This window comes from Pseudomonas oryzihabitans, from assembly GCF_001518815.1.
GTDB classification, from domain to species: Bacteria; Pseudomonadota; Gammaproteobacteria; order Pseudomonadales; family Pseudomonadaceae; genus Chryseomonas; species Chryseomonas oryzihabitans_E.
On record NZ_CP013987.1, the window covers coordinates 247778 to 262634 of the forward strand.

Annotated in this window: 12 protein-coding genes; 2 read left to right on the top strand and 10 right to left on the bottom strand. The window is 65.8% G+C overall.

Annotated elements, in window-relative coordinates:
• The first annotated feature begins 55 nt into the window (after positions 1–55).
• Positions 56–1450: an aminoacyl-tRNA deacylase and HDOD domain-containing protein gene (locus APT59_RS01130; protein ID WP_059313177.1), complete on the top strand. Its 1395-nt coding sequence runs from the start codon at positions 56–58 to the stop codon at positions 1448–1450.
• Between the two features lie 98 nt (positions 1451–1548).
• Here the strand turns inward: APT59_RS01130 and rpmG are convergent, their stop codons facing one another.
• Together rpmG and rpmB are read right to left on the bottom strand one after the other, a co-directional pair.
• A complete protein-coding gene (gene rpmG, locus APT59_RS01135; protein ID WP_007159904.1) occupies positions 1549–1704 on the bottom strand; it encodes a 50S ribosomal protein L33 in 156 nt (51 codons plus the stop codon).
• Between the two features lie 11 nt (positions 1705–1715).
• A complete protein-coding gene (gene rpmB / locus APT59_RS01140) occupies positions 1716–1952 on the bottom strand; it encodes a 50S ribosomal protein L28 (protein ID WP_007159903.1) in 237 nt (78 codons plus the stop codon).
• Positions 1953–2343: 391 nt separating this feature from the next.
• On the opposite strand from rpmB, the gene APT59_RS01145 reads away from it, so the two are divergent.
• On the top strand, positions 2344–3921 hold the full coding sequence (locus APT59_RS01145; RefSeq protein WP_059313178.1) for an ABC transporter substrate-binding protein: 1578 nt from the start codon (positions 2344–2346) through the stop codon (positions 3919–3921).
• Between the two features lie 50 nt (positions 3922–3971).
• Here the strand turns inward: APT59_RS01145 and APT59_RS01150 are convergent, their stop codons facing one another.
• From APT59_RS01150 to APT59_RS01185, 8 genes are all read right to left on the bottom strand, one after another.
• The gene (locus APT59_RS01150; protein WP_017642340.1) at positions 3972–4301 is read right to left on the bottom strand and encodes a Na+/H+ antiporter subunit G; all 330 of its coding nucleotides are present in this window, start codon (positions 4299–4301) and stop codon (positions 3972–3974) included.
• 15 nt (positions 4302–4316) lie between these two features.
• Positions 4317–4586 carry a K+/H+ antiporter subunit F gene (locus tag APT59_RS01155; RefSeq protein ID WP_059313179.1) on the bottom strand — a complete coding sequence of 90 codons (270 nt, stop codon included), beginning with the start codon at positions 4584–4586 and terminating at the stop codon, positions 4317–4319.
• Entirely contained in the window at positions 4571–5068 is a 498-nt protein-coding gene (locus APT59_RS01160; protein WP_059313180.1) for a Na+/H+ antiporter subunit E, read from the bottom strand. Before APT59_RS01160 ends, APT59_RS01155 begins: the two co-directional genes overlap by 16 nt.
• Complete coding sequence (locus tag APT59_RS01165; RefSeq protein ID WP_059313181.1) at positions 5065–6564, bottom strand: monovalent cation/H+ antiporter subunit D; 1500 nt, start codon at positions 6562–6564, stop codon at positions 5065–5067. Before APT59_RS01165 ends, APT59_RS01160 begins: the two co-directional genes overlap by 4 nt.
• On the bottom strand, positions 6561–6890 hold the full coding sequence (locus APT59_RS01170) for a Na+/H+ antiporter subunit C (protein WP_058791729.1): 330 nt from the start codon (positions 6888–6890) through the stop codon (positions 6561–6563). The genes APT59_RS01165 and APT59_RS01170 overlap by 4 nt, the downstream gene beginning before the upstream one ends.
• Before the next feature lies 1 nt (position 6891).
• Complete coding sequence (locus APT59_RS01175; protein ID WP_059313182.1) at positions 6892–9699, bottom strand: monovalent cation/H+ antiporter subunit A; 2808 nt, start codon at positions 9697–9699, stop codon at positions 6892–6894.
• A 431-nt stretch (positions 9700–10130) separates the two neighbouring features.
• Positions 10131–11564, bottom strand: coding sequence for an efflux transporter outer membrane subunit (locus APT59_RS01180; RefSeq protein ID WP_059313183.1), 1434 nt, complete (start codon positions 11562–11564; stop codon positions 10131–10133).
• Positions 11561–14737: an efflux RND transporter permease subunit gene (locus tag APT59_RS01185; RefSeq protein ID WP_059313184.1), complete on the bottom strand. Its 3177-nt coding sequence runs from the start codon at positions 14735–14737 to the stop codon at positions 11561–11563. The genes APT59_RS01180 and APT59_RS01185 overlap by 4 nt, the downstream gene beginning before the upstream one ends.
• Between the last annotated feature and the right edge of the window lie 120 nt (positions 14738–14857).

The following is a 14857-nucleotide window of genomic DNA, read 5'->3' on the forward strand; positions in this document are numbered from 1 at the left end:
CTACCTACGGAGCCGAATGGTTATACTCCAGGGCGTACGTGAGGATGAATATGCCATGACCGATGTAGCGCTCGCTTCGCCCCTTCCCGAAGTCCCCTCTTCGATCCAGCAACTGCTCGCCCAATTGAGCCTGGCCTATCGGCCGGTGTCGGCGACGGCGCGTCAGCCGCAGGCGAACCGGGTGCACACGGTGCTGCTCAGCGACAGCGTCGGCATGTTGCTGGTGCTCCTGCCCGAGGATCAGCTGCTGGATCTGCGCCGGCTGGTGGAGTTCACCGGTCGCCAGCTGACGGTGGTGGCACCGGATCGTCTGGCGCGCACCCTGGAGCGTTATGAGCTGGATGTCCTGCCAGGGCTGCCGTCTCTGACCAATTCCCCCTGCCTGTATGACGAGCGTCTGCTGGAGGCGCCGCGTCTGCTGCTGGAGTCCGGTGAGCACTCGTTGCTGCTCGAAGTGGAAACGTCTGACTATCGCCGTCTGCTGAGCCAGGCGACCGCGGGCAGCTTCGGTATTCCGGCCGCCGGCATCCAGCCGAACCTGCGCCAGCCGGAACGCGACCAGGCGGAAATCCTCCATGCGGCCACCGCCTTTACCGCGCGGCGTATCCGCCAGCGCCTGGACGAGACCCTGGAAATCCCGCCGCTGTCCAAGACCGCGGAAAAGGTCATCAAGCTGCGGGTCGATCCCGATGCCACGGTGGACGACCTGGCCAACGTGGTGGAGACCGATCCGGCCCTGGCCGCCCAGGTGATCAGCTGGGCGGCATCGCCCTACTATGCCGCGCCCGGCAAGATCCGCTCGGTGGAGGACGCCATCGTACGGGTGCTGGGCTTCGATCTGGTGATCAACCTGGCTCTCGGCCTGGCCCTGGGCAAGACCCTGAGCCTGCCCAGCGATCAGGCCGAGCAGGAAACCCCTTACTGGAAGCAGGCCATCTACACCGCCGCCCTGATCGAGGGCCTGGCGCGCGCCATGCCGCGAGCGGAGCGGCCGGAAATGGGCCTGGCCTATCTGGGCGGGCTGCTGCACAACTTCGGCTACCTGGTGTTGGCCCACGTCTTTCCGCCGCACTTCACGCTGATCTGCCGCCATCTGGAGGCCAACCGCCAGCTGGATCACCAGGTGATCGAGCATCACCTGCTGGGCATCACCCGTGAGCAGATCGGCGCCGCCCTGATGCGCTGCTGGGAGATGCCCGAAGAGGTGGTCACTGCGCTGCGCTTCCAGGGTGATCCCGAGTATCGCGGCGAGCAGGCGGTCTATCCCAACCTGATCTTTCTCGCGGTGCAGCTGCTGCGTGGCGAAGGCATCGGCAACGGCCCGGCCCAGGCCATTCCCGACGATCTCTATACGCGGCTGAACATAGATCCGACCAAGGCGCGGGAGTGCATGCAGAAGATCCTCGGTGCCGAAGCCGCCCTGCGCGAGCTGACCGGTCAGTTCAAGTGACCGTCTGACTGGCCTCTGGCGCTCCCGGCGCCGGAGCCGCCAAACGCCAGGCAACAAAAAACCCGCCGAGGCGGGTTTCTTGTTCAAGGGGCGATCAATTACTTGATCTTGCCTTCCTTGTACATGACATGCTTGCGCACGACCGGATCGAATTTCTTGATTTCGATCTTTTCGGGCTTGGTGCGCTTGTTCTTGTCAGTGGTGTAGAAGTGACCGGTACCGGCACTGGAAATCAAACGGATCAATTCACGCATGACGAATCCCCTTAGAATTTTTCGCCGCGGCTACGCAGCTCGGACAGGACGGTTTCGATACCGCGCTTGTCGATGATACGCATGCCCTTGGCAGAAACGCGCAGACGCACGAAGCGCTTCTCGGATTCTACCCAGAAACGGTGATGCTGCAGGTTCGGCAGGAAACGACGACGGGTTTTGTTGTTAGCGTGGGAAACGTTGTTCCCAGTAATCGGACCCTTACCGGTTACTTGGCAAACTCTCGACATGGCTCAGCCCTCATAAACCTCATGCCAAACCCGGCATGGGTTGGCCGCTTGTAACTGTATTGATTCCTGTTTTGACGGGGAGAGCCGGCAAATGCCGGGGACCTGAAGCGGCCATACCCCGAAAAAAGAGCGCTGTTTTATACCAGAAGCACCCTGGGATAACAAGGTGGGACGACGGATGAAATGCCTGCGAACCCCGCACCGTGTGGGCCTGGCCGGAATGTCAACCGTTCGTCGGTCAGAAGCATTGTGACGGACGGACGGGTGGTCTAGTTTAGAACGAACGACACAAGCCATCCACGTCCGCCAGACGACCGCCCGCAGCGCTCCTTTGGCCGCTGTCAGCCAGGCGCTTACCGTCTGCCCACCTCGGATCTACAAGGAATCGTCCATGCGTTTCGCCGCCTTGCCTCTGCTCTTCGCGCCCCTGCTGGCTCAGGCCGCCACGCTCAGCGTCTGCACCGAAGCCAGTCCGGATGGATTCGACGTGGTGCAATACAACTCCCTGACCACCACCAACGCCTCGGCCGATGTGCTGATGAATCGGCTGGTGGAGTACGACGCTGGCGAAGGCAAGCTGGTACCGAGCCTGGCGCAAAGCTGGACGGTGTCCAACGACGGCCTGACCTACGACTTCGCCCTACGCCCGGACGTGAAGTTTCACCACACCGACTACTTCACCCCCAGCCGCGACCTGACGGCCGATGACGTGGTGTTCAGCTTCCAGCGCATGCTGGACAAGGATCATCCCTGGCATGCGGTGGCCAAGAGCGGTTACCCCCATGCTCAGTCGATGCAGTGGCCAAAGCTGATCAAGAGCGTGGAAAAGACCAGCGATCTCGGCGTGCGCATCGTGCTCAACAGCCCGGACGCCACCTTCCTGCCGACCTTGAGCATGGGCTTCGCCTCCATCTACTCCGCCGAATACGCCGACCAGTTGCTCAAGGCCGGCAAGACCGCTCAGCTCAACGACGAGCCCATCGGTACCGGGCCCTTCGTCTTCAAGCGCTACCAGAAGGACGCCGTGGTGCGCTATGCCGCCAATCCGGACTATTTCGCCGGCAAGCCCAAGCTGGATGGCCTGATCTACGCCATCACTCCGGACTCGGCGGTACGGCTGCAGCGGCTCAAGCGTGGCGAGTGCCAGGTCGCCCTGTCGCCCAAGCCCCAGGATCTGCAGAGCGCCCGGGAAGACAAGAGCCTGCAGGTGCTGCAGACGCCGGCCTTCATGACCGCCTTCGTCGGCATCAACACCACCCATCCGCCGCTGGACAACATAAAGGTGCGCCAGGCCATCAACCTGGCCTTCGACAAGCAGAGCTATCTCAAGGCGGTGTTCCAGGACACCGCGGTGGCCGCCGACAACATCTATCCGCCCACCACCTGGGGCTACGCCAAGGATGTGCCGGCCTATCCCTATGATCCGGCCAAGGCCAAGGCCCTGCTGGCCCAGGCGGGTGTCAAGGATGGCTTCAAGACCACCATCTGGACGCGACCCAGCGGCAGCCTGCTCAATCCCAATCCGCAACTGGGCGCCCAGATGCTGCAGGCCGACCTGAAGAAGATTGGTGTCGATGCACAGATCCAGGTGATCGAGTGGGGCGAGCTAATCCGCCGCGCCAAGACCGGCGAGCACGATCTGCTGTTCATGGGCTGGGCCGGGGACAACGGTGATCCGGACAACTACCTGACGCCGCAATTCTCCTGCGCCTCGGTGCAATCGGGGCTGAATTTCGCGCGCTATTGCGACAAGACCCTGGATGGTGCCATCAGCAAGGGCAAGACCCTGGCCGACCAGATGGCCCGGGCCACGGTGTACCACCAGGCGCAGCGCATCATCCACGATCAGGCGCTGTGGCTGCCGTTGGCCCATCCGACGGTGACGGTACTGGCCAAGACCACTGTCGAGGGCTATCAGCCCAATCCCTTCGGTCGCCAGGACTTCAGCAAGGTCAGCGGCGGTCGCTAGGACCGCCAAGCGGCTCGCCAGCACCACGCTGGCGAGTTGTCGAGCCTAGCTTAGCGCCACGGCTGGCCGTCGGTGCGCTCTACCTGCTTGACCTTCTGCTGGATGGCGGCGCGTGCGAGCATGTGGGCGCTCACCGGTGCGGTGATGAAGATGAACAGGGCGATCAGCAGTTCGTGCAGGCTCAGGCCCTCGCCCTGGACGCTGAAGAACAGCATGGAGGCGATGATGGTGCTGCCCACGCCCAGGGTGGTGGCCTTGGTCGGGCCATGCAGGCGCATGAAGAAGTCCGGCAGCCGGTAAAGGCCGATGGCGCCGATGAGGGCGAAGCTGCTGCCGATGAGCAGCAGGGCGCAGATCAGGAGTTCGAGCCAGAAGGGCATGGGGTAGCTCCTACGTCAGTCGATGATTTCGCCATGGAGCATATGCTTGCCCAGCGCCACGGTGCCGACGAAGCCGGTCACGGCGATGAGCAGCGCCGCTTCGAAGAAGACGTCGGTGGCCAGCCAGATCCCGAACAGGATGATGATCGCCAGGACGTTGATATAGAGCGTATCCAGCGCCAGCACCCGATCAGGCATGTCGGGTCCCTTGACCAGCCGATAGACGTTGAGCACGGCGGCTATGCCCATCATCCCCAGGCACAGCAGGGTCACGTAGGTGAGCATTCGAAGATCTCCTTGAGCGGGGCTTCATAGCGGGTCTTGACCTGGAGGATCATCGCCTCCTTGTCCTCGACGTCCAGCCCGTGCAGCAGCAGGGTCTTGCGATCGCCGCTGAGGCCTGAGGACACGGTGCCGGGGGTAAGGGAAACCACGCAGGCCAGCAAGGTGAGGAGGAACTCGTCCTCGATGTCGATGGGTACCTCGATGAAGGCCGGCCGGAGCGCCTCGGGGCGGCCCAGCACCAGGCGGGCGACGTGCAGGTTGGCGACGACGATGTCGTATACCACCATCAGCATGTAGCGCAGCAGCAGACCAGGACGCCGCAGGCGCGGGGCGCTGAGCAGGAAGTCCCGGCAGAGCAGCGGGATCCCCCAGCCTAACAGCAGGCCCAGCAGCAACTGGCCCAGGCTCAGGCTGTTGTTGAGCAGCAGCCAGGTCAGGGTCAGCAGCCCGGTGAGCAGTGGGTGCGGTAGCCAGCGTTTCATGGGCCAACCTCCCGGACGATGTCGAAGTAGGCGGAGACATCCAGCAGTTGCCGGGCGGTTTCCAGGGCGTAGCCATGCAGCGGAGCCGCCGCAGCCATCAGCAGGGGGCTGCCCAGCAGCAGGCCGAGGGTCGCGGCGAGCTGGATGCGATCGAGGCGCACCTCCAGGGCCACGTTGTTGGCGCGCCAGAACAGCGTCGTGCCGGCGCGGGACAGGGCGATGATCATGCCCAGCCCACCCAGCAGCACCACCGGCCAGATGATCAGCGCCGGCCAGGCGGTACCGGTGGCCTGCAGGAGCATCACCTTGCCGAGAAAGCCGGGGAAGGGCGGCAGCCCGGCGACGGAGACCGCGCCGAGAAAGAACAACCCGCCCAATAGACGCGGATGACGCAGCTCGGGTCCGCTTTTGAGGATGTCGCCCTGGAGGCCGCGCTGCTGAGCGATGAGGTCGGCCAGCAGGAACAGGGCGCCGGCGATCCAGGTGCTGTGCACCAGGTAGAAGAAGGCAGCGGCCAGGCCCGCGACGCTGCCCAGGGCGACGCCGGTAAGTAGCATGCCGACCGAGATGACCACCAGATAGCCAAGCAGCGCCTTGAGGTGATGGGCGGCCAGGGCGCCGAACACCCCGGCGGCCAGGGTGACCGCCGCCAGCGGCCAGAGCCAGGGCAGCACATAGTGCGCAAGCGGCCCAGCCGCGGCGCCGAACACCAGTAGGAAGACGCGGACGATGGCGTAGAGTCCGACCTTGGTCATGATGGCGAACAGCGCGGCGACTGGCGCGCTGGCCGTGGAATAGGCGCTGGGCAGCCAGAAGTACAGCGGCAGGATGGCGCCCTTGAGGCCAAAGACCACCAGCAGCAGGAAGCCCGCAGCGGCCAACAGGGGCGCGCGCTCGGGGTCGGCGCTAGCTACCTTCAGGCCCAGGTCGGCCATGTTCAGGGTGCCGAGCAGGCCGTAGAGCAGGCCGATGCCGATCAGGAACAGCGCCGAGCCCACCAGGTTGAGCACCACGTAGTGCAGGCCGGCGCGTATCCGGTCCGGTCCGGCGCCGTGCACCAGCAGGGCATAGGAGGCGATCAGCAGGATCTCGAAGAAGACGAAGAGATTGAACAGGTCGCCGGTGAGGAAGGCGCCGTTGATGCCCAGCAGCTGAAACTGGAACAGCGCATGGAAGTCCGGGCCGCGAGCATCGTCGCCGCGGCAGGCGTAGAGCACCGCGCCAGCGGCCAGCACCGCCACGGTGAGCAGCATCAGCGCGGCCAGGCGATCCAGCAGCAGGACGATGCCGAAGGGCGCCGCCCAGTCGCCCAGGGCGTAGACCTCCAGCTGACCGCTACTGGCCCGCTGCAGGAGCAGCACCGCCAGCGGCAGCAGGGCCCAGGTGGCGAGCAGCGACAGCCCGCGCGAGGCCCTGGCGGATAGCCGTGGGCGCATCAGCAGGAAGCCGCCGGTAAACAAGGGGACGAGGATGGGCAGGATGATCAGGTGGTTCATCGGCGTGGCTCCTCGCCATCCACGTGGTCGGTGCGCAATTCGCCCAGGGCGCGCAGCGACAGGGCCACCACGAAGGCGGTCATGGCAAAGCCGATGACGATGGCGGTCAGCACCAGCGCCTGGGGCACCGGATCGGCATGCTCGGCGGCCTTGCCGATCACCGCCGGCACGCCGGTGCGCAACCGACCCATGGCGAACAGGAAGAGATTGACCGCATAGGAGAGCAGGGTGAGGCCCAGCACCACCGGATAGAGGCGTGCTCTGAGCAGCAGGTAGACGCCGGTGGCGACGAGGACCCCGAGGGTCGTGCAGAACAGGATCTCCATGTCAGAGCACCTCCTGGCTGGATCCGTCGGTGTCCGTCTCGTCGCGGCTGACGTGGCCCAGGTTGGAAAGGATCAGCAGCGTGGCGCCGACTACCGCCAGATAGACGCCAAGGTCGAAGATCAGGGCGGTGGCCAGTTCGGTCTTGCCGATCAGCGGAATGGCGAAGTAGTCGAAGGCGGTGGTGAGGAAGGGTCGACCAAAGACCAGCGAACCCAGGCCGGTGAGGGCGGCGATCAATACCCCGACACCGCAGATGGTGTGGTAGCTGATCGGCAGGCGGCGCTGGGTCCAGGCCACGCCATGGGCCACGTACTGCAGGATCAGGGCGATGGCGGTGACCAGGCCGGCGATGAAACCGCCACCGGGCAGGTTGTGCCCGCGTACGAAGATGAAGGCCGACACCAGCAGGGCCAGGGGCAGCAGCACCCGCGCCACGTTGTTGAGGATCATCGGGTGACTGTCGCGCGACCAGGGGGTGCCCTTGGGGTCGACCAGCGGATGCGGCAGGTGCAGGTGCTTGAGCAGACCGTAGATCCCGGCGGCGGCGATGGCCAGCACGGTCACCTCGCCGAGGGTATCGAAGCCGCGGAAGTCCACCAGGATGACGTTGACCACGTTGTAGCCACCGCCGCCGGACACCGAGTTGGCCAGGAAGAAGTCGCCGATGTGCTCATAGGGGCGGGTCAGCACGGCATAGGCCAGCAGCGCCACCATCAGCCCCAGGCCACTGGCCAGCAGCACGTCGCGCAGGCCGCGCAGGCTGCTGGACTCGATGGGCGTGCGATCCGGCATGAAGAACAGCGCCAGCACCAGCAGGATGACGGTCACCACTTCCACCGACAGCTGCGTCAGTGCCAGGTCCGGTGCCGAATAGCGGGCGAACAGCAGGGCGACGATCAGGCCCACGGTGCTCAGGGCCATGAGTGCCTTGAGCCGGTTGCGGTGGAAATACACCGTCAGCACCGCGGTCAGCATCAGGATGCCCAGGCCCAGGGCGGTGAGCGGATCGAAGGGCGCCAGGGCCACGGGGCCGGTGAGGCTGTCCAGGCCCGACAGCGCCGCCACCAGCAGCACGAGCGTCGCCAGCAGCATCAGGGTGATGTAGCGCTGCAGCGACCCGCTTTCCAGGCAGAGGGTCAGGCGCTGGGCGAAGCCGACCAGACGATTCATGGCGTGCTCGAAGACCTGGCGGGCGTCGATGTCGGGCAGGCCCTCTTGCCAGCGGAACAGCGGCTGGCGGAAGGCGTAGACCAGCACCCCGCCGATCATCGCCAGGATGCTCATCTTCAGGGCGGTATTGAAGCCGTGCCAGATGGCCAGGCTGTACTCTGGCAGGCTGCCGCCCAGGGCGGCGCTGGCGCTGGCGGCCAGCAGCGGCGCCACGGTATAGCCCGGCACCACGCCTACCAGCAGGCACAGCAACACCAGGATCTCCACCGGGATCTTCATGTAGCGCGGTGGCTCATGGGGCGGATAGTGGGGCAGGTCGCGCGGCTCGCCATTGAAGAAGACGTCGTGGATGAAGCGCAGTGAGTAGGCGACCGAGAAGACGCCATAGAGCACCGCCACCGCCGGCACGATCCAGCTGAAGCTGCCGAACAGGCCGTGATGAAGGGTCTCGTTGAAGAACATCTCCTTGCTCAGGAAGCCGTTGAGCAGCGGCACGCCGCCCATGGCGGCGGCGGCGACCATGGCCAGCGCCGCCGTATGCGGCATGTAGCGACCGAGCCCGGCGAGGCGGCGCATGTCGCGGCTGCCGGTTTCGTGGTCGATGATGCCGGCAGCCATGAACAGCGAGGCCTTGAAGGTCGCGTGGTTGAGGATGTGGAACACCGCCGCCACGGTGGACAGCTGGGTGTCGAGGCCGAACAGCAGGGTGATCAGGCCCAGGTGACTGATCGTGGAATAGGCCAGCAGGCCTTTGAGGTCATGCTGGAACAGCGCCAGGATGGCGCCCACCACCAGGGTGGTGAGCCCGGTGAGGGTGACGATGTAGAACCACCACTCCGAATCGGCCAGCGCCGGATAGAGGCGCGCCAGGAGAAAGACCCCGGCCTTGACCATGGTCGCCGAGTGCAGATAGGCCGAGACCGGCGTCGGCGCGGCCATGGCCTGGGGTAGCCAGAAGTGGAAGGGAAATTGGGCGGACTTGGTGAAGACACCCAGCAGCACCAGGATCAGCGCCAGTGGATAGAGGGCATGGCCGGTGATCAGCGGGCCGGCGGCGAGCACGTCGGTCAACTCGAAGCTGCCGACGATATGGCCGATCAGCAGGACGCCGGCGAGCAGCGCGAGACCGCCGCCGCCTGTGACGGTCAGGGCCATGCGCGCGCCCTGGCGGGCTTCCTTGCTGTGGCTCCAGAAGCCGATCAGCAGAAAGGACGACAGGCTGGTCAGCTCCCAGAACACCATCAGTAGCAGCAGGTTTTCCGCCAGTACCACGCCCAGCATGGCGCCCATGAACAGCAGCAGGTAGGCGAAGAAGCGGCCGACCGACTCGTCCTTGCCCAGGTAATAGGTGGCATAGAGGATCACCAGCAGGCCCATGACCAGGATCATCAGGGCGAACATCAGGCCCAGGCCGTCCAGGCGCAGGCTGAGGTTCAGGCCCAGGGCCGGCAGCCAGTCCAGTCGCTGCAGCAGCACGGCGCCGTCGAGCACGGCCGGCAATTGCGTGGCCAGCAGGGCCAGGGCCACGGCAGGCGCTATGGCGGTACCCAGGGCACAGGCACGCCGCCCGAAGCGATCAGTCGCCAGCGACAGCAGTGTTCCTAGAAAGGGCAACGCGATGATCAGCGCCAATACCATGCCTGCATCCTTTAGCTGAGCGCCTCACGGCGGTGGATAGATGGGGCTCCCTCGAGACCTCGAGCGGCATTCGATCCGTCCACGCAGAGATCGCCAAGACGGCGAGAGGTGGAGGAATCGATCTTCGAGTTTCGTACAAGAACCGAAGGTTTAATAACCTAAGGTGATAATAAAAGAGAGACCACAAAATCCTAGCCCTGTCTCCCTTACAAAATATTAGGAAACAGGCCGGCAGCGTCCAGCAGAGGATTCAACCACCTGGCAACCGCCGTTCGGGTCTCACTGAGACCTCTGGAACGGGCTTTTGCTCAGGTTGGCAAGGAGAGGACGTACCCGGCGCTTCGGTGGGACAAAGCGCCGGAACAGGGAAGAAAAAACCCGACACGCCAAAGGAGCAAGAGAACACGCGTGCCGGGGGTAAGCGCCAGCGGTCAGAGCGCCGGCGCGGGGGAAGCTTGGCCTTGGGCGAGGCGGGCCGGTTGGACCTCCCAGCCACCCCCCAGGGCCTTGTAGAGGGCGACGATGCCGCGATAGAGCTCGATCTCGCCTTGAGCCTGCTGGTCCTCGGCGGCCAGGCGTTCGCGCTGGGCATCGAGCAGCACCAGGAAGTCGGTGCCGCCTTCGCGGTAGCGGATCTCGGCCTGGTCGGCGGCGGCGCGACTGGCCACCGACTGGCGGATCAGCGCCTGCAGGCGCTCCTGGCGTCGCCCGTAGTCGCTGAAGGCATTGGCGCTCTCTTCCAGGGCGGTCAGCACCTGCTGCTCGTAGTTGGCCAGGGCCTCGTCGGAGCCGGCACGGGCGCCGCGCAAGCGGGCGCGCACGCTGCCCAGGTCGAAGGCCGCCCAGCTGATGCTCGGTCCCAGACCCCAGGCGCGGGCGGCACTGCTGCCGATCTGCGAGCCACGCCCGGCGGTGAAGCCGAGAAAGCCGGAGAGACTGACCCGCGGGAAGAGGTCGGCGGTGGCCACCCCGACGTCGGCGGTGGCGGCAGCCAGGCGGCGTTCGGCGGCGGCCACGTCCGGGCGCCGGCGTAGCAGGGCACCGGGATCGCCGATGGGCAGACGCTTGGCGATGGCCGGCAGGGCCTTGGGTGAGAGGTCCACGCTCAGGGCATCCGGGCGTTGGCCGAGCAGGGTGGCGATGCGGTTGCGCGCACGGCTGGCCTGGGCCTGGAATTCCGGCAGGCTGGCTTCGGTGGCGGCCAGGCGCGCTTCGCTGCGCTGCACGTCCAGGTCGCTGCCCATGCCCTCGTCTCTGAGGGTCACGGTCAGGCGGCGCGCCTCGCGCTGGTTGCCCAGGTTGTCGCGGGCGATGCGTTCGCGCAGCTGGGCGCCGCGCAGGTCGCCATAGGCGTCCACCAGTTCGGCGATCAGGCTGACCTGCAGTCCGGCAAGATCCGAGGCTGCGGCTTCCGCGCGGGCATCGCTGGCTTCCAGGGTATGGCGGACGCGACCGAACAGGTCCAGCTCCCAGGCCATGTCCAGGCCCAGGTCATAGCGCTCGCTGTTGACTCGCTGCTCGGTCAGCCCGGGCTGCTGGGCCTTGCCCAGCTGGCTGCTGGCGCGACTGGTGACCGTCGGATAGAGGTCGTTGGCATCGTCGTCCCGCAAGGCGCGGGCCGCGCGTAGCCGGGCGAAGGCGGCGCGCAACTGGCGGTTGCCGTCCAGGCTGCTGGCGACCAGAGCGTTGAGGGTCGGGTCCTCGAACTGGCGCCACCAGAGCCCCTCGAAACGACCCTGGTCGTAGACGCTGGGCTGCTGGCTCGCCTTGAGTTGCGCAGGTGCGGGTGCGGGCGCCTGGTAGTGCGGGCCGACGGCGCAGGCGGAAACCGCCAGCGCCAGCAGCAGGGGAGCGAAGACCTTCATGCCTGGGCCTCCTGAGCAAGGGCGGATCGGGCCTGGCGACGCTCCACGAAGGCGCGTACCAGGACATAGAAGAGCGGCGTGAGCAGCAGCCCGAAGAAGGTCACCCCGAGCATCCCGGAGAACACCGCGACACCCATGGCATGGCGCATCTCGGCACCGGCGCCGGTGGAGGTCACCAGGGGCACCACGCCCATGATGAAGGCGAAGCTGGTCATCAGGATGGGTCTCAGGCGCAGGCGGCAGGCCTCCAGCACCGCGGCGACGCGGTCCTTGCCGGTGGCCTGCTGGTCCTTGGCGAACTCGACGATGAGGATGGCGTTCTTGCACGCCAGGCCCACCAGCACGATCAGCCCGATCTGGGTGAAGATGTTGTTGTCGCTACCGGCCAGGAGCACCCCGGTAATGGCCGAAAGCAGGGTCATGGGCACGATCAGGATCACTGCCAGCGGCAGGCTCCAGCTCTCGTACTGGGCGGCCAGCACTAGGAAGGCCAAGAGCACGCAGAGCGGGAACACCAGCAGGGCGGTATTGCCGGAAAGGATCTGCTGGTAGGTCAGCTCGGTCCACTCGAAGGTCATGCCATTGGGCAGCTCCTGCTTGAGCAGCCGCTCGATGGCCGCCTGGGCCTGGCCGGAGCTGTAGCCCGGGGCCGGCGCGCCGTTGATCTCGGCGGTGAGGAAGCCGTTGTAGTGCATCACCCGGTCGGGGCCGGCGGTATCGCTGATCTTGACGAAGGTGGACAGGGGCACCATCTCGCCGCGGTCGTTGCGCACCTTGAGCTGGCCGATCTGCTCGGGTTCCAGGCGGAAGCGCTGGTCAGCCTGGACGTTGACCTGGAAGGTACGACCGAAACGGTTGAAGTCGTTGGCGTAGACCGAGCCCAGGTAGGCCTGCAGGGTGTCGAAGATGGCGTCGATGGGCACCCCGAGGGTCTTGGCCTTCTCGCGATCGATGTGGGCATCGATCTGCGGCACGTTGACCTGGTAGCTGGTGAACAGCGACTCCGGGGCCAGTTCCGGCAGCTGCCGGGCTTTGGCCAGCACGCTCTGGGTCTGGGCGTAGAGCTCCTCGTAACCCAGGTTGCCGCGGTCTTCCACCTGCAGGCGGAAGCCGCCGATGCTGCCCAGTCCCTGCACTGGCGGTGGCGGGAAGATGGCGATGATGGATTCCTGGATGGCGGCGAATTCGCCGTTCAGCTGGGCGGCGATGGCGCCGGCCGACAGCGAGGGATCACGGCGCTCCTCGAAGGGCTTCAGGGTCACGAAGACGATGCCGCTGTTGGGGCTGTTGGTGAAGCCGTTAATGGACAGGCCCGGGAACGCCACGGTGCTTTCCACGCCGGGGTGCTTGAGGGCGATGGCCGACATGCGGCGGATGACCTCTTCGCTGCGATCCAGGGTGGCGGCGTCGGGCAACTGGGCGAAGGCCACCAGGTACTGCTTGTCCTGGGGTGGCACGAAGCCGGTCGGCGTCTTCACCAGGCCCAGACCGGTCAGGCCCAGCAGCACCACATAGAGCACCAGCACGATGGAGCTACCGCGCAGCACCCGGCGCACGGCGCCGACGTAGCCGTGGCTGGCCTTTTCGAAGAAGCGGTTGAAGGGGGCGAACAGCCAGCCGCCGAACAACCGGTCGAGCAGCCGCGAGAAACGGTCCTTGGGCGCGTCGTGGGCCTTAAGCAGCACCGCGGCCAAGGCCGGCGACAGGGTCAGGGAGTTGAAGGCCGAGATCACCGTGGAAATGGCGATGGTCAGGGCGAATTGCCGATAGAACTGCCCGGTGAGGCCCGAGATGAAGGCGGTCGGCACGAACACCGCGCAGAGCACCAGGGCGGTGGCGATGATGGGCCCGGTCACTTCACTCATGGCGCGCCGGGTGGCCGCCACCGGTTCCAGACCCAGGCCGATGTTTCGCTCGACGTTTTCCACCACCACGATGGCGTCATCCACCACGATGCCGATGGCCAGCACCAGCCCGAACAGCGACAGCGCATTGAGCGAGAAGCCAAAGGCGTGCATCACCGCGAAGGTGCCGATCAGTGACACCGGCACTGCCACCAGGGGAATGATGGAGGCGCGCCAGGTCTGCAGGAACAGGATCACCACCAGCACCACCAGGATGATGGCTTCGAACAGGGTGTGCACCACGGCCTCGATGGAGCCGCGCACGAAGATGGTCGGGTCGTAGACGATCTCGTAGTCCATGCCCTGGGGGAAGCTCTGCTTGAGCTCGGCCATCTTGGCGCGTACCTGGTTGGACAGGTCGATGGCGTTGCTGCCGGGGCGCTGGAAGATCGGGATGGCCACCGCCGGCTGATTGTTCAGCAAGGATCTCAGGGCGTACTGGTTGGAGCCCAGTTCGATGCGGGCGATGTCGCGCAGCCGGGTGATCTGGCCGTCGCTGCCGGCGCGCACGATGATGTTGGCGAATTCTTCCTCATCCACCAGGCGACCCTGGGTGTTGATGGCCAGCTGGAAACTGGTGCTGCCCGGCGCGGGTGGCGCGCCGAGGGCGCCCGCCGCCACCTGACGGTTCTGCTCGCGAATGGCGGCGACCACGTCGCTGGCGGTCAGGCCGCGCGAGGCGACCTTGTCCGGATCGAGCCAGACGCGCAGGGAATAGTCGCCCATGCCGAACAGCTGGACGTCGCCCACGCCGTCCAGCCGCGCCAGCTCGTCCTTGACGTTGATCAGGGCGTAGTTGGACAGATAGAGCATGTCGTAGCGCTGGTCCGGCGAGGTCAGGTGCACCACCATCGCCAGATCCGGCGAGGCCTTGTCAGCGGTCACGCCGAGACGCTGCACCTCTTCCGGCAGCTTGGGCAGGGTACGGGTGACACGGTTCTGCACCTGCACCTGGGCGGTATCCAGGTTGGTGCCCAGGGCAAAGGTGATGGTCAGGGTCAGCTTGCCGTCGGCGGTGGACTGGGACGACAGGTAGAGCATGTGCTCCACGCCGTTCATGGCCTGCTCCAGGGGCGCGGCCACGGTCTCGCCGATCACCTTGGGGTTGGCGCCGGGGAAGGTGGCGCGCACCACCACGGTGGGCGGCACCACCTCGGGGTATTCGCTGATCGGCAGCTGGAACAGCGAGATGGCCCCGCCGATCAGGATGATCAGCGAGAGCACGGCGGCGAAGATCGGCCGGCGGATGAAGAACTGGGAGAAGTTCATCGGAGCAGTCCTTGAGCGAAAGGCGTGCAGAGGCGCAGCCATCGCGGCCATGGGCCGCTCCTACCGGCGCGGAAGCCACCGTAGGAGCGGTCCATGACCGCGATACCGCGATGCCTGGAC